This is a genomic window from Kitasatospora sp. NPDC004669, from assembly GCF_040609455.1.
Taxonomy (GTDB): Bacteria; Actinomycetota; Actinomycetes; order Streptomycetales; family Streptomycetaceae; genus Kitasatospora.
On record NZ_JBEXKB010000046.1, the window covers coordinates 35,224 to 53,991 of the forward strand.

Annotated in this window: 16 protein-coding genes; 3 read left to right on the forward strand and 13 right to left on the reverse strand. The window is 72.8% G+C overall.

The genetic code is table 11. The annotated features are described in order from the left end of the window. Positions 1–31: 31 nt before the first annotated feature. From rbfA to rimP, 6 genes are all read right to left on the reverse strand, one after another. Complete coding sequence (rbfA, locus tag ABZW30_RS31255; protein ID WP_355674580.1) at positions 32–475, reverse strand: 30S ribosome-binding factor RbfA; 444 nt, start codon at positions 473–475, stop codon at positions 32–34. Positions 476–628: 153 nt separating this feature from the next. Continuing rightward, positions 629–925: a DUF503 domain-containing protein gene (locus tag ABZW30_RS31260; RefSeq protein WP_196949803.1), complete on the reverse strand. Its 297-nt coding sequence runs from the start codon at positions 923–925 to the stop codon at positions 629–631. A gap of 153 nt (positions 926–1,078) precedes the next feature. After that, positions 1,079–4,246 carry a translation initiation factor IF-2 gene (infB, locus tag ABZW30_RS31265; protein ID WP_355674581.1) on the reverse strand — a complete coding sequence of 1,056 codons (3,168 nt, stop codon included), beginning with the start codon at positions 4,244–4,246 and terminating at the stop codon, positions 1,079–1,081. Positions 4,247–4,459: 213 nt separating this feature from the next. Continuing rightward, positions 4,460–4,771 (reverse strand): YlxR family protein, encoded by a 312-nt coding sequence (locus ABZW30_RS31270; RefSeq protein ID WP_355674582.1) that lies wholly within the window; start codon positions 4,769–4,771, stop codon positions 4,460–4,462. Between the two features lie 101 nt (positions 4,772–4,872). Next, the gene (nusA, locus tag ABZW30_RS31275; RefSeq protein ID WP_355674583.1) at positions 4,873–5,877 is read right to left on the reverse strand and encodes a transcription termination factor NusA; all 1,005 of its coding nucleotides are present in this window, start codon (positions 5,875–5,877) and stop codon (positions 4,873–4,875) included. 53 nt (positions 5,878–5,930) lie between these two features. After that, a complete protein-coding gene (rimP, locus tag ABZW30_RS31280) occupies positions 5,931–6,470 on the reverse strand; it encodes a ribosome maturation factor RimP (protein ID WP_355674584.1) in 540 nt (179 codons plus the stop codon). A 303-nt stretch (positions 6,471–6,773) separates the two neighbouring features. On the opposite strand from rimP, the gene ABZW30_RS31285 reads away from it, so the two are divergent. Then, positions 6,774–7,775, forward strand: coding sequence for a ferritin-like domain-containing protein (locus ABZW30_RS31285; RefSeq protein WP_355674609.1), 1,002 nt, complete (start codon positions 6,774–6,776; stop codon positions 7,773–7,775). A 209-nt stretch (positions 7,776–7,984) separates the two neighbouring features. Beyond that, complete coding sequence (locus tag ABZW30_RS31290) at positions 7,985–8,911, forward strand: aminoglycoside phosphotransferase family protein (RefSeq protein ID WP_355674585.1); 927 nt, start codon at positions 7,985–7,987, stop codon at positions 8,909–8,911. 98 nt (positions 8,912–9,009) lie between these two features. Here the strand turns inward: ABZW30_RS31290 and ABZW30_RS31295 are convergent, their stop codons facing one another. The 5 genes from ABZW30_RS31295 to dxr all read right to left on the reverse strand — a co-directional run bounded on the left by ABZW30_RS31295 (position 9,010) and on the right by dxr (position 14,678). Further along, positions 9,010–9,567, reverse strand: a complete 558-nt coding sequence (locus ABZW30_RS31295; protein ID WP_355674586.1) for a GNAT family N-acetyltransferase — start codon at positions 9,565–9,567, stop codon at positions 9,010–9,012. A gap of 133 nt (positions 9,568–9,700) precedes the next feature. Further along, complete coding sequence (locus ABZW30_RS31300) at positions 9,701–10,594, reverse strand: GNAT family N-acetyltransferase (RefSeq protein ID WP_355674587.1); 894 nt, start codon at positions 10,592–10,594, stop codon at positions 9,701–9,703. A 151-nt stretch (positions 10,595–10,745) separates the two neighbouring features. Continuing rightward, the gene (ispG, locus tag ABZW30_RS31305) at positions 10,746–11,906 is read right to left on the reverse strand and encodes a flavodoxin-dependent (E)-4-hydroxy-3-methylbut-2-enyl-diphosphate synthase (RefSeq protein WP_355674588.1); all 1,161 of its coding nucleotides are present in this window, start codon (positions 11,904–11,906) and stop codon (positions 10,746–10,748) included. A gap of 144 nt (positions 11,907–12,050) precedes the next feature. Next, a complete protein-coding gene (locus ABZW30_RS31310) occupies positions 12,051–13,355 on the reverse strand; it encodes a site-2 protease family protein (protein ID WP_355674589.1) in 1,305 nt (434 codons plus the stop codon). 93 nt (positions 13,356–13,448) lie between these two features. Beyond that, positions 13,449–14,678, reverse strand: a complete 1,230-nt coding sequence (dxr, locus tag ABZW30_RS31315) for a 1-deoxy-D-xylulose-5-phosphate reductoisomerase (protein WP_355674590.1) — start codon at positions 14,676–14,678, stop codon at positions 13,449–13,451. A 69-nt stretch (positions 14,679–14,747) separates the two neighbouring features. Here dxr and ABZW30_RS31320 point away from each other — a divergent pair, with 69 nt between their 5' ends. After that, positions 14,748–15,416 carry an NAD(P)-binding oxidoreductase gene (locus ABZW30_RS31320; protein ID WP_355674591.1) on the forward strand — a complete coding sequence of 223 codons (669 nt, stop codon included), beginning with the start codon at positions 14,748–14,750 and terminating at the stop codon, positions 15,414–15,416. 84 nt (positions 15,417–15,500) lie between these two features. On the opposite strand, the gene ABZW30_RS31325 is transcribed toward ABZW30_RS31320, so the two are convergent. Together ABZW30_RS31325 and ABZW30_RS31330 are read right to left on the reverse strand one after the other, a co-directional pair. Next, positions 15,501–16,943: an aldehyde dehydrogenase family protein gene (locus tag ABZW30_RS31325; RefSeq protein WP_355674592.1), complete on the reverse strand. Its 1,443-nt coding sequence runs from the start codon at positions 16,941–16,943 to the stop codon at positions 15,501–15,503. 144 nt (positions 16,944–17,087) lie between these two features. Next, on the reverse strand, positions 17,088–18,653 hold the full coding sequence (locus ABZW30_RS31330) for a PucR family transcriptional regulator (protein ID WP_355674593.1): 1,566 nt from the start codon (positions 18,651–18,653) through the stop codon (positions 17,088–17,090). Positions 18,654–18,768 lie beyond the last annotated feature (115 nt).

An 18,768-nucleotide genomic window follows, 5' to 3' on the forward strand; every position in this document is an offset into this window, starting at 1 on the left:
GAGGCGGCCTGAGCCGACTCACCCGCCATGACTACTCGTCCTCGTCGTCACGCTCGGACGCCGGCACCCGGTACGGGTCCGCGTCGCCGGCGTAGGCCGCCCCCGCGGCCTGGGTGCGCACGGCGGCGTCGGAGGTCCGGGCCCGGTCGAGCAGGTCGTCGATGTTCCGAGCGTTCTCCGGCAGCGCGTCCGCGACGAAGGTCAGCGACGGGGTGAAGCGCACCCCGGTCTGCTTGCCGACCTCGGAACGGAGCACACCCTTGGCGCTCTCCAGCGCGGCCGCGGTGGCCTGGCGCTCGGTGTCGTCACCGAAGACGGTGTAGAAGACGGTGGCCTCGCGCAGGTCGCCGGTCACCCGGGTGTCGGTGATGGTCACGAACCCCAGACGCGGGTCCTTGATCCGCCGCTCCAGGGTCTGGGCGACGACCACCTGGATGCGGTCGGCGAGCTTGCGCGCCCTTGCGGTGTCGGTCACGTTGCCTCCTCGTGCAGTGGGCCCGGCACCCGGGTGAGCTGCGCACCCGTCGGGGCCCACGCCCCAAAGTACCGGCCCGCGCCCGGCCTTGCGGGCGCTCTGGGTCCTGATCTGTGTGAGAACGGCGACTTCCGTCGACGGCCTCCACAGCGGTCATTCGTCGTCGTCGTTGTGGTACCTCCTCCTCGCGGAGAGGAGCTGCACCTCGGGGCGGCCGGCGACCAACCGCTCACAGCTGTCCAGGATCTCGGTGACGTATCCGGCGTCGCCGGACACCACCGCGAGGCCGATCTCGGCCCGGCGGTGCAGATCCTGGTTCCCGGTCTCGGCAGCGCACACGCTGTACTTGCGCTGCAGTTCGGCCACGATGGGCCGCACGATCGAACGCTTCTCCTTGAGCGAGTGGACGTCGCCCAGGAGCAGGTCGAAGGTGAGTGTTCCCACGAACATGTATGACAGGTCTCGCCGACCTGGAAGGCCTCGGGGGCGTACGGCCCGGAACCGGGCTGACGCCGCGACATCTGACTACCCCGGACCCTACACAGCGAGACCGGGGCCGGTCGACGGAAATACCACCCGTCGACCGGCCCCGGTGACCAGCGACTACGCGCGCGGCTTCTCGCGCATCTCGTAGGTCTCGATGATGTCCTCGACCTTGATGTCGTTGAACGACCCCAGGGTCACACCGGCCTCGAAGCCCTCGCGGACCTCGGTCGCGTCGTCCTTGAAGCGGCGCAGACCCTCGATGGTGAGGCTCTCCGCCACGACCTTGCCGTCGCGCAGCAGGCGGGCCTTGGCGTTGCGGCGGATGATGCCGTCGCGGACCAGGACACCGGCGATGTTGCCGAACTTGGAGGAACGGAAGACCTCGCGGATCTCCGCGGCGCCGAGGCGCACCTCCTCGTACTCCGGCTTGAGCATGCCCTTGAGGGCGTTCTCGATCTCCTCGATCGCCTGGTAGATGACCGAGTAGTACCGGACGTCCACGCCTTCCTTGTCGGCCGCGGTACGCGCACGGCCTTCGGCGCGCACGTTGAAGCCGATGATGATGGCGTCCGAGCCCATCGCCAGGTCCACGTCGGACTCGGTGATGGCGCCCACACCGCGGTGCAGGACCCGGAGCTCGACCTCCTCGCCCACGTCCAGCTTGACCAGGGCGTCCTCAAGGGCCTCGACCGAACCGGAGACGTCACCCTTGATGATGAGGTTGAGCTGCTCGATGGAGCCGGCGGCGATGGCCTTGTCCAGGTCCTCCAGGGACACCCGGACCCGACGCTGCGCGAAGGCGGCGTTGCGGTCGCGGGCCGAGCGCTTCTCGGCGATCTGGCGCGCGGTGCGGTCCTCGTCGACGACGATGAAGCTGTCGCCGGCGCGGGGCACCGAGGTCAGACCGAGCAGCAGCACCGGGCGGGACGGGCCGGCCTCGGTGAGGTTGTTGCCGTTCTCGTCCAGCATCGCGCGGACGCGGCCGTAGGCGTCGCCCACGACGATCGAGTCGCCGACGCGGAGCGTACCGCGCTGCACCAGCACGGTCGCCATGGCGCCGCGGCCCTTGTCCAGGTGCGCCTCGATGGCGATACCCTGCGCGTCCTGCTCGGGGTTGGCCCGCAGGTCCAGCGAGGCGTCCGCGGTCAGGACCACGGCCTCCAGCAGCTGGTCGATGTGCAGACCCTGGCGCGCGGAGATGTCGACGAACATGGTGTCGCCGCCGTACTCCTCGGCCACCAGGCCGAACTCGGTCAGCTGACCGCGGACCTTGGTCGGGTCGGCGCCCTCGACGTCGATCTTGTTGACGGCGACCACGATCGGCACACCGGCGGCCTTGGCGTGGTTGAGCGCCTCGACCGTCTGCGGCATGACACCGTCGTTGGCCGCGACCACCAGGATCGCGATGTCGGTGGACTTGGCACCACGGGCACGCATGGCGGAGAACGCCTCGTGACCCGGGGTGTCGAGGAAGGTGATCGGGCGCTCTTCGCCGTTCACCATCGTCGCCACCTGGTAGGCACCGATGTGCTGGGTGATGCCACCGGCCTCGCCGGCCACCACGTTGGACTTGCGGATCGCGTCCAGCAGGCGGGTCTTACCGTGGTCGACGTGGCCCATGACGGTGACGACCGGCGGGCGCGGGGCCAGCTGGTCCTCGTCGCCCTCGTTCGCACCGAAGTCGATGTCGAACGACTCCAGCAGCTCGCGGTCCTCGTCGTCCCGGCTGACGATCTCCAGCTGGAAGCCCATCTCGCCGGCCAGCAGCTCAAGGGTCGCGTCGGAGACCGACTGGGTCGCGGTGACCATCTCACCGAGGTTGAACATGACGGAGACGAGCGCGGCCGGGTTGGCGTTGATCTTCTCCGCGAAGTCCATCAGCGAGGCGCCGCTCGACAGGCGAACGGTCTGGCCGTTGCCGCGAGGCAGCATCACACCGCCGACGGACGGGGCCTGCATGGCCTCGTACTCCTGGCGCTTCGCCCGCTTCGACTTGCGACCGCGAGCCGGGCGACCACCCGGACCACGACCGAAGGCACCCTGCGTGCCACCACGGGCACCCGGGCCGCCGGGACGACCGCCGAAGCCACCGGGACGCGGGCCGCCGAAGCCGCCGCCGCCACCGGGAGCACCGCCACCCGGACGCGGACCGCCGAAGCCGCCGCCACCGGCCGGACGCGAGCCCGGACCGGCCGGACGACCCTGGAAGCCCGGACGCGCGCCGCCGCCACCGGGACCGGCCGGACGGCCACCGGGGCCACCCGGACCACGGCCACCCGGACCCGGACGCGGGCCGGCCGGACGCTGCGGCATCATGCCCGGGTTCGGGCGCGGCATGCCGGACGGGGACGGGGCGCCGGGGCGCGGACCGGCCGGACGCGGCATGCCGTCGGGGCGCGGAGCACCACCGGGACGCGGCGCACCGGCACCCGGGGCACCGGCGGGACGCGGACGGTCGCCACCGGGACGCGGGGCGCCACGGTCGGCACCCGGCGCACCACCCGGACGCGGACGGTCGCCACCGGGACGCGGGGCGCCACGGTCGGCACCCGGCGCACCACCCGGACGCGGACGGTCGCCACCGGGACGCGGACGGTCGCCGCCCTGCGCACCCGGAGCACCCGGAGCACCCGGACGGGCGCCCGGCGCGCCCGCACGGCGGTCGCCGGGGCGGGCCATGCCGGTCGCGCTACCCGAGGTGAAGGGGTTGTTACCCGGACGCGGGCCGGCCGGACGCGGGCCCGGACGGGCACCGCCACCGGCGGCCTGGCTGCTCGGACGCGGGGCCTGGGCGGCCGGACGCGGGGCGTCGGCACCGGCCGGAGCCGGCGAGGAGAACTCGGCCGCGGGCGCGGCCGGAGCCGCCGGGGCGGCGGGACGCGCGGCCGGGCGCGGGCCCGGAGTCGGCGCACCCGGGCGCGAGGCGGCGGGAGCGGCCGGAGCCGCGGGGGCGGCCGGGGCGGCGGGAGCCGCGGCAGCCGCAGGGGTCGGACGGGGACCAGGGGTCGCGCCAGGGCGCGGACCCGGGGTCGGGGCACCCGGCTTGGGTGCACCCGCGGCACCTGCCGCGGGCTGGGGCGCCGCGGGCTTCCGCGGGCCCGGCTTGGCAGCGCCACCACCGGTGGGGGCCACACCAAGCGCGTCAGTCAGCTTGCGCACGACCGGCGCCTCGATCGTCGAGGACGCCGAACGGACGAACTCACCGAGCTCGGTGAGCTTGGCCATGACGGCCTTGCTCTCCAAGCCAAGCTCCTTGGCAAGTTCGTAAACCCGGACCTTAGCCACTTCACTCCTGTCTATGAGTCCGGGGGTCTCGTCCGCCGGACTGTCGCTACTTCATGGGCGTACCCATCGCGTACTCATCGCGTACTCATCGAGTGCTCATCGCAATCTCGACCTACTTCCACATCGCGAGGTACCTGACTGGTGGCACGGCGCGCGGCTGCCCGAACGCTGTGCTTGTTGCGGTGGTTCCCCGCCGCGGGTGAGCGGCGGCCGTCACGGAAGGTGGCCCGCCTGAGAGGCTCCGCCTGCCCGCTCCTCGATGAACTCGCGGAGCCGCTCCGTGTCGAGCGCTCCCTGGAGCCGGAAGGCCCGGGGAAACGCCCGACGGCGGACCGCGAGGTCGAGGCAGGCCGAATCGGGATGCAGGTGTGCGCCCCGGCCCGGCAGTGCACCACGGGGATCAGGGACGCAGACGCCCTCGACCGCCGTGACACGCAACAGCTGGTGCTTGGCCGCGCGCTTGCGGCAGCCCACGCAGGTGCGTTCCGGGCGTGCACGGACGTGCGTCCGGCCAGACGAAGGCAAGTCTACCCCTCCGAAGCGACATGGCGCCGCCCCACAGATCCCGGAGGACCGACGGGACGGCTACGACAACACCAACCACTGGGCGTACGCCACCCGTTTTCCTATTCGGGGCGCCCGCTGTCCTCGGTCTGGCCCTCGGTGTCCGGCCGGATGTCGATCCGCCAGCCGGTGAGGCGCGCGGCCAGGCGGGCGTTCTGCCCCTCCTTGCCGATCGCCAGCGACAGCTGGTAGTCCGGCACGATCACCCGTGCGGAGCGCTGGGCGGCGTCCACGATCTCCACGCTGGTCACCCGTGCGGGGGACAGCGCCGCGGCGACCATCTCGCGCGGGTCCTCGGACCAGTCGACGATGTCGATCTTCTCGCCGTGCAGCTCGCCCATCACGGCGCGCACCCGGGAACCCATCGGACCGATGCAGGCGCCCTTGGCGTTCAGCCCGGCGCGGCGCGACCAGACCGCGATCTTGGTCCGGTGGCCGGCCTCACGGGCGATCGCGGCGATCTCCACGCTGCCGTCCGCGATCTCCGGGACCTCCAGCGCGAACAGCTTCTTCACCAGGCTCGGGTGGGTGCGCGACAGCGTCACCGACGGCCCGCGGACGCCGCGGCGCACCGCCACCACGTAGCACTTCAGCCGGGTGCCGTGCCGGTAGTCCTCGCCCGGGACCTGCTCCTGCGGCGGCAGGATGGCCTCCAGCTTGCCGATGTCGACCAGCACGTTCTTCGGGTCGTTGCCCTGCTGGACGACACCGGTGACGATGTCGCCCTCCTTGCCCGCGTACTCACCGAAGGTCTGGTCGTCGGCGGCGTCGCGCAGGCGCTGCATCATCACCTGGATGCCGATGCTGGACGCGATCCGGCCGAAGCCGTTCGGGGTGTCGTCGAACTCCTTCGGCTCGACGCCCTCGTCCAGCTCCGCCGGGTCCTCCATCGCCCACACGGTCACGTGGCCGCTCTTGCGGTCCAGGTGCACCCGGGCCCGGCGGCGCGAGCCCTCAGTGCGGTGGTACGCGGTGAGGAGGGCGGACTCGATGGACTCGACCAGCAGGTCGAAGGGGATGTTCTTCTCGTTGACCAGCGTGCGCAGGGCACTCATGTCGATGTCCACGGCTACGCCTCCTCGTCTTTCGTCACGTTCATCATGGTCGTACGGCGGCCGGCTCACTCGGCGCCGTCGTCCCCCTCGTCGAAGTCGGCGGCCTCGTCCAGGAGCTTCTCGTCGTCCTTGCGGTTGAACTCCACCTGGACCCGCGCCCCGGCCACCTCGCCGTACTCCAGCCGGCGCTCCTTCGGACGGCCGCGCCCCTTCACCGGCTGCACCTCGACCAGCGCGCCGTCCTCGTCCGCCTCCAGCACCCGGGCGACGATCTCCCCGCCGTCGACCAGGTGGATCTTGGCGAGCCGGCCCTCGGCACGCTGCCAGTGCCGGGGCAGGACCAGCGGACGCTCCGCACCCGGCGAGCCGACCTCCAGCAGGTAGGGCTCCTCGCCCATCAGATCCGACGCGTCCAGGGCCTCACCGACCACCCGACTGAACTCGGCGATGGCGTCCATGTCCACGCCGCCGTCCGTGTCGACGTCGATCTGCACCTGCCGACGACTGCCCGCCTTGGTGACCTTGACGTCCTCCAGGTCCAGTCCGGCCTGCACGGCCAGCGGCTCGAGCAACGCGCGCAGCCGGTCGGTGTGGGTGGTGCTCATCCGGGTGGACTCCTCGGCCGCGTCTGCTGTTGTCAGAAGGTCGCCCCGCGCCCTCCGCGCCCCACGGGCGCACACCGGGTCACGGCAGCTCGGCCCAAAGCCTAGCCGGTGAAGCCGCGAACCACCGATTCCGGACCTCCCCCGACCAGCCGGACGCCACCCACTGCGAGCAAGCTCACACCGCCCCACCTGCCACACCCCACCCCCGTTCCCCACCCGCAATCGTGGGGGTTCTGCGAAGATTCAGGCCAACGAGGGCAGGCGGGGAGGCCGTCCTCCCGTACACGCCCCGGAGTGACCCCGATGCAGCCGCACAGCCGACGGACCTTCCTGGCCCTCGGACTGATCACCCTCACCACCGCCTGCACCAGCTCCCCGGAGTCCGACCCCCGCAGCGACGTGATGCCCGGCAACAAGGGACCCGGCCCCGACCCGGACGACCCCGCCCGCCTGCGCGCCATCGCCGCCACCGACACCCTGCTGGCCGCGTACGACACCGCCCTCGCCACCGCCGGCGCCCAGACCGCCCTGCTCCGACCCCTCCGCGCCGACACCGCCCAGCACCGCGCCGCCCTCGCCTACGGCATACCCGCCGCCTCCGTCCCCCCGGCCCCCACCACCCCGGCGGCAACCCCCACCCACACCCCCGCCACCCTGGCCGCCCTGGAACGCCAGACCGCCCAGGCCCACCTCACCGACCTCGGCGCCGTCCAGCCGCCCCTCGCCCGCCTGCTCGCCTCCGTCGCCACCTCCAACACCCTGCACGCGGCCGTCCTCGGCGCCCCCCTCGACGACCAGCCCACCCCGACCACTCCCCCACCCCCCTCCGCCACCCCCGCCCCTGCCACCTCCACCCCCGGCACCTCCCTCCCCGCCCTCCAGAACGCCCTCAGCGCGGAACACGCCGCCGTCTACGGCTACGGCGTCGTCGGCGCCCACCTCCCCGAAGACCAGCAGCGCGCCGACGCCCGCACCTTCTACGCCGCCCACCAGTCCCAACGCGACGCCTGGCAGCGCCTCCTCATCACCCTCGGCGCCACCCCCACCCCCGCCGCCGGCGGCTACCAGCTCCCCTTCGCCGTCACCGACGCCCCCACGGCCACCAAACTCGCCGCCCACCTGGAAACCCGCCTCACCACCGTCTACGCCGACCTCGTCGCCGCCCTCCCCGCCCCCCAACGCCCCGCCGCCGCCACCGCCCTGCGCGACTGCGCCCTCCGCGCCCACCACTGGGGCGCCCCCGACACCCCCTTCCCGGGCATCCCGGAACCCGTCCCCACCCCGACGGTCACGCGCCAGAGCTGACACGGGAGAACGGGCGCGCAGGGCGAAGCCCGCGCGCCCGCGACGAAACCGTCCCGCCCCCGGAACCGCCCCGAACCCACCCTCCCGAGAGCCCACCCCCGCACAAACACCCCCACGCAAACACCCCCGCGCCACTGACCTGCGATTTCACCCCCATCCCCGACAATGGACAGGCCACCCCCAAGGGAGCATCAACCGGAAGGCCGGGCATGTCGGGAAACGCACCACACATCACCATCCCCACCTGGCTGACCAACAGCGTCACCGCCGCCCAAGGCGAGGAAGGCCGCCACTGGCTGGCCACCCTCCCCGAGACGGCGGCCACCTACCTGGTCCGCTGGAACCTCACCCTCGAACGCACCCTGGACCCCGGGGGCAGCCTCAGCCTGATCAGCTACGTCCACCGCGACGACCTCTCCCCCGCCGTCCTCAAGACCGGCCTGGTCACCCCCGAGACCGCCCACGAGCACACCGCCCTCACCCACTGGGCCGGCCGAGGCGCCGTCCTCCTCCTCGACGCCGACCCCGCCGAGGGCGTCCTCCTCCTGGAGCGCCTCCACGGCGAGATCCCGCTGCGCTCCCTCGCCGAGCCCAAGGCCATGCTGGAGGCCACCAGCCTGCTCCACCGCCTCTGGGTGGAGCTCCCCGACGGGCCGGCCCCGTACCCCACCCCCGCCGACCGGGTCACCGACACCGCCACCCGCCTCACCCGGCACCGCGACGACCCCGTCGCCACCGCCGCGCAGTCCCTGATCACCGAGGCCCTGGCCACCGCCGAAGCCCTGGCCGACTCCGCCACCGAGACCTTCCTCCTGCACGGCGACTTCCACCACGGCAACGTCCTCGCCGCCGACCGCGCCCCCTGGTTGGCCATCGACCCCCGCCCGCTGGCCGGCGAGCGCGCCTACGACCTGGCCCGCCTCGCCCTGGACCGCGCCGACACCCTGCTCGGCTCCCCCGGCGCCCCCGCAGCCGTCCGCCGCCGGCTCCACCAACTCGCCGACGCCCTCGACGTCGACCCGGACCGCCTCCGCGGCTGGACCCTCTTCCGCTCCGCCGACCTGGCCCTCCGCGCCCTCACCGCAGGCCGGCGCGTTGACGCCGAGCTCTACCTGGAGTTCGCCGGGCACCTCTAGAAAGCGCCCCCGTAGAAGACCCCCCCCCGTAAGAGCCCTCCGGGCCAGGGCCTGTCCGGCGGATGTTGTCGGGCCCGGCAAGATCCGCCGGGCAGGCCCTAAACCCACCCGTCCCCGAGCGCCCGCAGAGGCAGCCGCGCCCCCATCACCGCGTACAACCGGTCCGTCGCCGGAAACCGCACCGCCCGGGCCAAGTCCTGGTATCCCAAGGCCCGGTACAGCCGCCGGGCGGGCGTCTCCGCGTCGATCGCCGACAGGATGCTCCGGTCCAGCCCCGACGCCTCGCACAGCATCCGGATCAGCCGAGTCCCGACCCCCTGCCCCTGGAACTCCGGCAGCACGTGCAGCTCGGTGACCGCGAAGACCCCGTCCAGCCAGTCCCCGTACCCCCGGGCGGTCAGATAGGGCTCGATGACCGTGCTCCACCAGTGCTCCCGCTGGTTCGGCATCCCGTACCCGAACCCGACCAGCCGTCCCCCGCTCATCGCCCCGAACGCGATCACCCCGGGCTGCCGGGCGTGCCGTCCCACGATGTGCAGCCGTACCGCGACCTCCTCGGGCGTGAGGCCGAACGCCACCGCCTGGACCTCCAGCGCCTGCGGCGCCCAGTCCGCAAGGTCGATGGCCCCGATCGTCACCCCGGTCAGCTGATCCATGCTCCGGACGTTACTACCAGCGGCCCCGTGGCGCGGCCGAAGATCAGAACCCGACGCCCGGCGAACCGCGCCACAACAGTGCCCCCCACCGGAAGCGCTCGGAGAAGCACCCGCAGAGCGCTCGGAGAAGCATTCAGAACAGCACGCTCATGAACGCCCCGACCTCCTGGAACCCCACCCGCCGATAGGCAGCCCGCGCCCGCAGGTTGAAGTCGTTGACGTACAGCGAGACCACCGGCGCCACCTCCCGCAGCGCGACGTCCAGCACCGCCGCCATCCCGGTCTCGGACAGCCCCTGCCCCCGGTACTGCGGCGCCACCCAGACGCCCTGGATCTGGCAGGCTCCCTCCGTCACGGCCCCGATCTCCGCCTTGAACACCACCTGGCCGTCGTCCGTGAACCGCGCGAACGACCGCCCGGTGGAGACGAGTTCGGCCACCCGGGCCTGGTAGAGGAGCCCGCCGTCCCCCGCCAGCGGCGACACCCCCACCTCCTCGGTGAACATCGCCACGCACGCGGGCATCAGCGTCTCGACCTCGTCGCGCCGCACCCTCCGCACCAGCGGGTCGGGCGCGATCTCCGCCGACGGCGAGGAGGTCGCCAACAGCGGCTGGTGGCCCCGGACTTCACGGGCCGGCCCCCAACTGCGCTCCAGCAGCGCCCAGAAGGCGGCGGTCGCCTCGGCCGGCCCCACGATCGAGGAGCAGCGCCGCCCCTGCCGCCGGGCCCGCTCGGCGAAGGCCGCGACGGCCTCCGGTCCGGCGTTGACCAGGACGAGGTTCGCCCCCGCGTAGCACATGGCGTCCAGCACGCCGCCCCCGTCGTACCAGCCCCACATCTCCCCGCCCAACCGCCACGGGTCCAGCCCGACGGCCTCGACCCGGGTGGCGACGAAGGCGTTGCCGACCGGGTCGCGGTGGAGGATCTCCAGGGCGTCCGCGAGATCCGACGGCTCCAGCACGCGGGTGGTGGCCAGGGCCCGGACGGCCTGGAAGGAGCTGGGGAGAATCACACCTCGATCGAGCATCGAGACCGCACCTCACTGAGACGACTCTGGCCGCACCCTACTCCGTGGCCCCACCCGGCTACGGCTGCGGGGCCGTCCGCGAACGGACGGCCCCGCTTCCGGAAAACTGCGCTGCAGCTGCGTTCGGGCCGGACGTGTCCGGCCCGAACGGTCACTCCGCGGCGACGACGGTCGGCGAACCGGCCTCGACGCCCTCCTCCTGCATCTGCTCGGCGAGCTTGAGCGCCTCCTCGATCAGGGTCTCGACGATCTTCGACTCGGGAACGGTCTTGATCACCTGCCCCTTGACGAAGATCTGGCCCTTGCCGTTGCCGGAGGCGACCCCGAGGTCGGCCTCCCGCGCCTCGCCCGGGCCGTTCACGACGCAGCCCATGACGGCGACCCGCAGCGGCACCTCCATGCCCTCCAGCCCGGCGGTGACCTCCTCCGCGAGCTTGTAGACGTCGACCTGGGCGCGACCGCAGGACGGGCAGGAGACGATCTCCAGCCCGCGCTGGCGCAGCCCGAGGGACTCCAGGATCTGGGTGCCGACCTTGATCTCCTCGGCCGGCGGGGCCGACAGCGAGACCCGGATGGTGTCGCCGATGCCCTCGGCGAGCAGCGCGCCGAAGGCGACCGCGGACTTGATGGTGCCCTGGAAGGCCGGCCCGGCCTCGGTCACACCGAGGTGCAGCGGGTAGTCGCAGGCGGCGGCGAGCTGCCGGTAGGCCTGGATCATCACGACCGGGTCGTTGTGCTTGACCGAGATCTTGATGTCGCGGAAGTCGTGCTCCTCGAACAGCGAGCACTCCCACAGCGCGGACTCGACCAGCGCCTCCGGGGTGGCCTTGCCGTACTTCTCCAGCAGGCGCTTGTCGAGCGAGCCGGCGTTGACGCCGATCCGGATCGGTACCCCGGCGTCCTTGGCGGCCTTGGCGATCTCGCCGACCTTGTCGTCGAAGGCCTTGATGTTGCCCGGGTTGACGCGCACGGCCGCGCAGCCGGCGTCGATCGCCGCGAAGACGTACTTCGGCTGGAAGTGGATGTCGGCGATGACCGGGATCTGCGACTTCTTGGCGATGATCGGCAGCGCGTCGGCGTCGTCCTGGGAGGGGACGGCGACCCGGACGATCTGGCAGCCGGACGCGGTGAGCTGGGCGATCTGCTGCAGCGTCGCGTTGATGTCCGAGGTGACGGTGGTGGTCATCGACTGCACGGAGACGGGGGCGTCACCGCCGACCGGCACGTTGCCGACCATGATCTGCCGGGAGTAGCGGCGCTTGGCCAGCGGCTTGAGCGGCAGGGACGGAATACCGAGCGAGATCGCGGTCATGTGCGCAGGGTTCCCCGGGGTTGAGGTGTGGTCGACCGCCCGGCCGCTGGGACGGCCGAGGCCGGGCGCGCTGACGATCGCGCACCCGGCCTCAACGGTACGGCACGGTCCGGGCGCCCAGCACACCCGCCGTACCCGAAGGCCCTAGCCGATCTTCACCGGGTTCACCAGGTCGGCGACCATCACCAGCAGGGTGAAGCCGATGAAGATGCTGGCCACGACGTATGCGACCGGCATCAGCTTGGCGACGTCGAAGGGGCCCGGGTCGGGTCGGCGGAACATCCGTGCGAACCGGCGGCGGACGGCCTCCCAGGCGGCGCCGGCGATGTGGCCGCCGTCCAGCGGGAGCAGCGGCAGCATGTTGAACAGGAAGAGCGACAGGTTGATGCCGGCCAGCAGGTTCACGAAGATCGCGACCCGCTGGGTGGCCGACTCGTCGAGGGAGAAGACCTCACCGCTGACCCGGGCCGCGCCGACCATGCCGATCGGCGAGTCCGGGTCACGCGGGGCGTCGCCCACGACGGCGTTCCACAGGCCGGGGATCTTGCCGGGCAGGGCGGCCAGCGACTTCACGCCGTTCTCCGCCATGTCGGCCATCCGGTTCACGGACTGCCCGAAGGTCTGCTGGACGGTTTCCCTCTTGGGGGTGAACCCGAGGAACCCCGCCTGGACGGTCTGGCCCTTCACCGGCACGCCGTTGCCGTCGTACTTCTGCACGTCGTTGACGGCGATGGTGGGCGTGAAGGTGACCTGCTGGCCGCCGCGCTCAACGACGATCTCCACCTTCTTGCCGGCCGACTTCCGGATGTCCGCCTGGAGCTGGTCGTAGTCGCGGATCCGGTCGCCGTCGAAGGAGAGCACCTTGTCCCCCTGCCGCAGGCCCACCTCGTTGGCCGGGGTCTTGGGCGCGTCGGCGGGGCACACGTCGGTGGGCTGGCCGGCCTTGACGACGCACGCGGCGACCGAGCCGATGGTCGGCACCGGCATCGAGACGCCGAAGCCCATCATGACGGTCAGGAACAGCCCGAACGCCAGGATCAGGTTCATGAACGGCCCGGCGAACATGACGATGATCCGCTTCCATGGCTTGCGGGTGTAGAACAGCCGGTTCTCGTCACCCTCCTGGAGCTCCTCGTAGGAGGCCTCACGGGCGTCCTCGATCATGGTCCGCCAGGGCGAACTGCTGCGTTTGGTGATCCGGCCGTCCTCGCCCGGCGGGAACATCCCGATCATCCGGATGTACCCACCGAACGGGATCGCCTTGATGCCGTACTCGGTCTCGCCCTTCCGGCGGGACCAGAGGGTCGGGCCGAAGCCGACCATGTACTGCGGCACCCGGATGCCGAACAGCTTGGCCGTGGAGAGGTGGCCGAGCTCGTGCCAGGCGATCGAGATGAGCAGCCCGACCACGAAGACCAGGATGCCGACCACCGTCAAAACCGTTGCCACCGCTGGCCCTCCGTCATGCCGCTCCGCTCATCGTCTCGTCGTACCGCGTTTCGTGCCGCGACGGGAATGCCGCCGGTGCCACGGGCCGGTCCGTCAGCCCGCCGCCAGCTCGCGGGCCCGGGCGCGCGCCCAGTCCTCCGCGTGCAGGACGTCCTCCACCGTCAGGGAAGTTCCCGCCGCCGGCGCACCGTGCTCCGCCACGACCTTGGCAACAGTGTCCACGATCCCGGTGAAGGCGAGGCGGCCCTTCAGGAAGGCCTCCACACACTCCTCATTGGCCGCGTTGAACACCGCCGGCGCCGTACCGCCCAGCGTGCCCACCTCACGGGCCAGCTCGACCGCCGGGAAGGCCTCGTTGTCCAGCGGGAAGAACTCCCAGGTCGCGGCCTTGGTCCAGTCACAGGCCGGGGCGGCGTCCGGCACCCGGTCCGGCCAGCCGATCCCCAGCGCGATCGGCATCCGCATGTCCGGCGGGCTGGCCTGCGCCAGGGTCGAACCGTCGGTGAACTCCACCATCGAGTGCACCACCGACTGCGGATGGACCACAACCTCGATCCGGTCGAACGGCACGTCGTACAGCAGGTGCGCCTCGATCACCTCCAGGCCCTTGTTGACCAGGGTGGCCGAGTTGATCGTGACGACCGGGCCCATCGCCCAGGTCGGGTGCGCCAGCGCGTCCTGCGGGGTCACCCCGGCCAGCTGCTCCCGGGTCCGGGTGCGGAACGGGCCGCCGCTCGCGGTCACCACCAGCTTGCGGACCTCGGCCCGGGTGCCGCCGGCCAGCGCCTGGAACAGCGCCGCGTGCTCGGAGTCCACCGGCACGATCTGGCCCGGCTTCGCCACCGCCTTCACCAGCGGGCCGCCGACGATCAGCGACTCCTTGTTCGCCAGCACCAGCACCCGGCCCGCCTTCAGCGCGGCCAGCGTCGGCCGCAGGCCGATCGAACCGGTGATGCCGTTCAGCACCGAGTGGCACTCCATCCCGGCCAGCTCCGTCGCCGCGTCCGGCCCCACCAGCACGGCCGGCAGCGCACGGCCCGCCGCCTTCGCGGCCAGCGCCTCGCGCAGCGCCGACTCGGCCGCCGGATCGGCCACCGCCACGGTGTGCACGCCCAGCCGCAGCGCCTGCTCGGCGAGCAGCTCCACCCGGCCGCCGGCCGCCGACAGGGCGACCACCCGGAAGCGGTCCGGGTTGCGGAGCACCACGTCGATGGCCTGGGTGCCGATCGAACCGGTGGAACCGAGGATCACCAGCTCCCTGGGGCCGGAGGGGTCCGCCACGGTGGGCGTGAAACGCAGCTGCGGGTGGGCGAGCGAAGTCATGCGCCCATTGTGTCCTGTTCGCGGCACTCCCCAGGACGACCGCCGATCCTTCGGACTACCGTCGAGGCCATGCGTACCGTCATCGCCGGGGGCCACGGACAGATCGCGCTGAAGCTGGAACGGCTGCTCGCCGACCGCGGCGACCGCCCGGCCGGGATCATCCGCCGCCCCGAACAGGCCCAGGACCTCGTCGACGCCGGCGCCGAGCCGCTGCTGCTCGACCTGGAGTCCGCGACCGCCCCGCAACTCGCCGCCCTGCTCGCCGACACCGACGCGGTGGTCTTCGCCGCCGGCGCCGGACCGGGCAGCGGCGCCGCCCGCAAGAACACCGTCGACCGCGACGCGGCCGTCCTGCTCGCCGACGCCGCCGAGCTCGCGGGCGTACGGCGGTACCTGATGGTCTCCTCGATGGGCGCCGACGCGGCCGCCCACCACCCCGCCGACGCGGTCTTCGAGACCTACCTGCGGGCCAAGGGCGCCGCCGACGACGCCGTCCGCTCGCGCACCACCCTGGACTGGACGGTGCTGCGCCCCGGGCGGCTCACCGACGGCCCCGGCGCCGGGCTGGTCCGGCTCGCCCCCTCGGTGGCCCGCGGCGCGGTCGACCGGGCCGACGTGGCCGCCGTGCTGGCCGCGCTGCTGCGCGAGCCCGGCACCGCCGGGCAGACCCTGGAGCTGGTCGCCGGGAACGCCACGATCGCCGAGGCGGTCGCCGCCGCGGCCGGACACGACGGCTGACCACCACGGCTGAACGCGACGCGGGGCCCGGTCCGAGACGAACCGGGCCCTGCGTCGGTCGGCCCTGTCAGAGGCCGAGGCGGGTCAGAGGTCGAGGCCGGTCAGGACCATGACCTTCTCGACGGTGTAGTCGTCCATCGCGTACTTGACGCCCTCACGGCCGACGCCGGAGTCCTTGACGCCGCCGTACGGCATCTGGTCGGCGCGGTAGGACGGCGCGTCGCCGATGACCACGCCGCCGACCTCCAGCTCCCGGTGGGCGCGGAAGGCGGTCTGCAGGTCGTGCGTGAACACGCCCGCCTGCAGGCCGAACGGCGAGTCGTTGACGGCCGCGAAGGCCTCGGCCACGCCGTCCACCCTGTGCAGCGACAGCACCGGGCCGAACACCTCGGCCTTGGCCAGGATCGCGTCGGCGGGCAGCTCGGCCAGCACGGTCGGGGCGTAGGTCGCGCCCTCGCGGGCGCCGCCGGTGAGCACCTTGGCTCCCTTGGCGACCGCGTCCTCCACCCAGGACTCCACCCGCTTGGCGGCGTTCTCGTCGACCAGCGGGCCGACGTCCGTCGCGTCGTCGTTGGGGTCGCCGGTGACCTGGGCCTTGACCTTGGCCACGACCTTCTCCACCAGCGCGTCGTACACCGACGCGTCGGCGATCACCCGCTGCACCGAGATGCAGGACTGGCCGCCCTGGTAGTTGGCGAACATCGCGATCCGGGTGGCCGCCCAGTCCAGGTCCGCCTCCGAGGACCAGTCGGCGAGCACCACGGCCGCGGCGTTGCCGCCCAGCTCCAGGGTGGTGTGCTTGCGCGGCACCGAGTCCATGATCTGGTAGCCGACCTTGTCCGAACCGGTGAAGGAGATCACCGGCAGGCGCTTGTCCTGCACCAGGGCCGGCATCCGGTCGTTCGGCACGGTCAGGATCGACCAGGAGCCGACCGGCAGGTCGGTCTCGGCCAGGATCTCGCCCAGCACCATCGCCGACAGCGGGGTCGCCGGGGCCGGCTTGAGGATGATCGGGGCACCGACCGCGATCGCCGGGGCGACCTTGTGGGCGACCAGGTTCAGCGGGAAGTTGAACGGGGCGATCCCCAGCACCACACCGCGTGGGAAGCGGCGCACCAGCGCGAAACGGCCCACGCCGCCCGGGTCGGTGTCCAGCCGCATCGTCTCACCGTTGGTGCGGCGCGCCTCCTCGGCGGCCCAGCGGAAGACCGACACCGCGCGGCCGACCTCGCCGCGGGCCCACTTGATCGGCTTGCCGTTCTCGGCGGTGATCAGCTGGGCGAGCTCCTCGGTGCGCTCGGTCAGCCGCTTGGCCACGTGGTCCAGGGCGGCGGCCCGCTGGTGCGCCGGGGTCGCGGCGAACACCGGCAGCGCGGCGACGGCGGCGTCCAGCGCCTCCTCGACCTGTGCCTCGGTCGGGATGCTGACCTTGCCGACCAGACGTCCGTCCCAGCTGTTGTGCACCTCGAAGTCGGCGTCACCGCTCGCCCGGCGGCCGGCGAGCCAGAAATCGTACGTGGTGGTCACCGTGGTACCGGCCCTCTCCTCGTCGTCGTACGGCCCACGGGCGTGGGACCCGAACCCGAGGGTAGGTGCGAGGGCGCACCGATCGGATTGGCCGACTAGGAGCGTTCGACTCCGGGGCCACTCCACCACGTCCAGGCCGGTGTTCTATTCCTCCCCGGAGCGGAGCGCCAGCCACAGTTCCATCCGCACATCGGTGTCGTCCAGCGACCGGCCCAGCAGCTCCTCGACCCGGCGCATCCGGTAGCGCAGCGTGTGCCGGTGCACCCCGAGGTCGGCCGCCGCCGCGTCCCACTGACCGTGCCGGGACAGCCACGCCCGCAGCGAGGCCACCAGGTCACCGCGGGCCGTCCGGTCGTGCTCGCGCAGCGGCCGCAGCAGCCCCTCCGCGAACGCCGTCACCGCGTCCTCCCCGAGCAGCGGCAGCAGCGAACCCGCGCCGACCTCCTCGTGGTCCACCGACCGCCGACCACCGCGCAGCGCCACCGCCAACGCCCGCTCCGCCTGCGCGTGCGCCGTACCGGCCTCCTCCAGGGACGCCGGCGCCGAGACGCCCAGCGACAGGCCCTCGTGCTCCTCCACCGCGCCCAGGCACGCCCGGTGCACCGCGCCGTTGTCCAGCGCCAGCACCATCAACCGCGGCCCGTGCGCGCCGTCCTCCCGCGCCGCCAGCAGCTTCTCGCCCACCCGGGACCCCGCCTGCTCGGCCCGGTCACCCAGCTCCGCGAGCGCCTCCGCGGCGTCCGCGTTCGGCCCGGCCCCGGCCACCAGGACCCGTATCGTCCCCTCCGGCAGGCCGCCGAACAGCCCCACCGCCACCTGACGGGCCGTCGCCACCTCGCCCGCCAGCACCATCCGCAGCAGCGCCGCCCCCATCCGCTCCTCCGCCTGCCGCAGCTCGCGCGAGCGCTCCAGGGTGAGGGTCAGCAGCGCCACCGCCGCGTTCAGCACGTACCGCTCGGTCGGCGTGATCCGGTCCTCGGTCCCGACCGCCAGGAAACCCCGGGCCCGCCGGTCCGCCCCCAGCGACTGGACCACCACGTAGTCCTCGTCCGCCGTGTCTATCCCCGGCGCACGCCCCTGCAGCGCGGCACTCGACGGCGCCGGCCGCCGACGCAGCCGGTCCACCTCCGCCGCCAGCCGCCCCGCCCGGCGGGCCGCCCAGTCCGGCGCCACCACCGACAGCGCCCCCGACCCGTCGTACAGCGCCGCCCAGCCCCCCAGCCGCGCCGCCAAGCGGCGCACCACGGCCGTCGTACCGTCCTTGCCGAGCGCCGCCCGGGTCAGCTCCTCCTGCGCCTCGAAGCTCGTCGTCACCGCCTCGTACTGCTCCGCGGCCAGCGCCGCCGACACCACCTTGCTGATCGCGATGAACGGCGTCGGCTCCGGCACCCGCAGCAGCGGCAGCCCCCGCTGCGCCGCCGCATCCACCAGCGGCTGCGGCACCTCGGTGTGCGACAGCCCCACCCCCAGCCCCAGCCCGACCACCCCGGCGTCGGCCAGCCGGTGCACGTACGCCTGCAGCTGCGCCGCCGTCCGGCCCAGCTTGATACCGGTGGTGAGCAGCAGCTCGCCACCCTCCAGGAACGGCGTCGGGTCGTCCAGTTCACTGGTGTGCACCCAGCGGACCGGCCGCTCCAGGTGGTCCGCGCCGGCGAGCACCGTCAGATGGAGCGAACTGTTGCGGACGACGGAGGCGAGTGTGGGGGGCATGGCACCTTCGGGGGGTCGACCTGACCGCGCCGTTGCGGCCGGGCGAGGAGAGGGATGCGGGACTGGTGAGGGTCTCTCCCCTTCATTATGGACGCCCCGGACAACCAGCACTGCC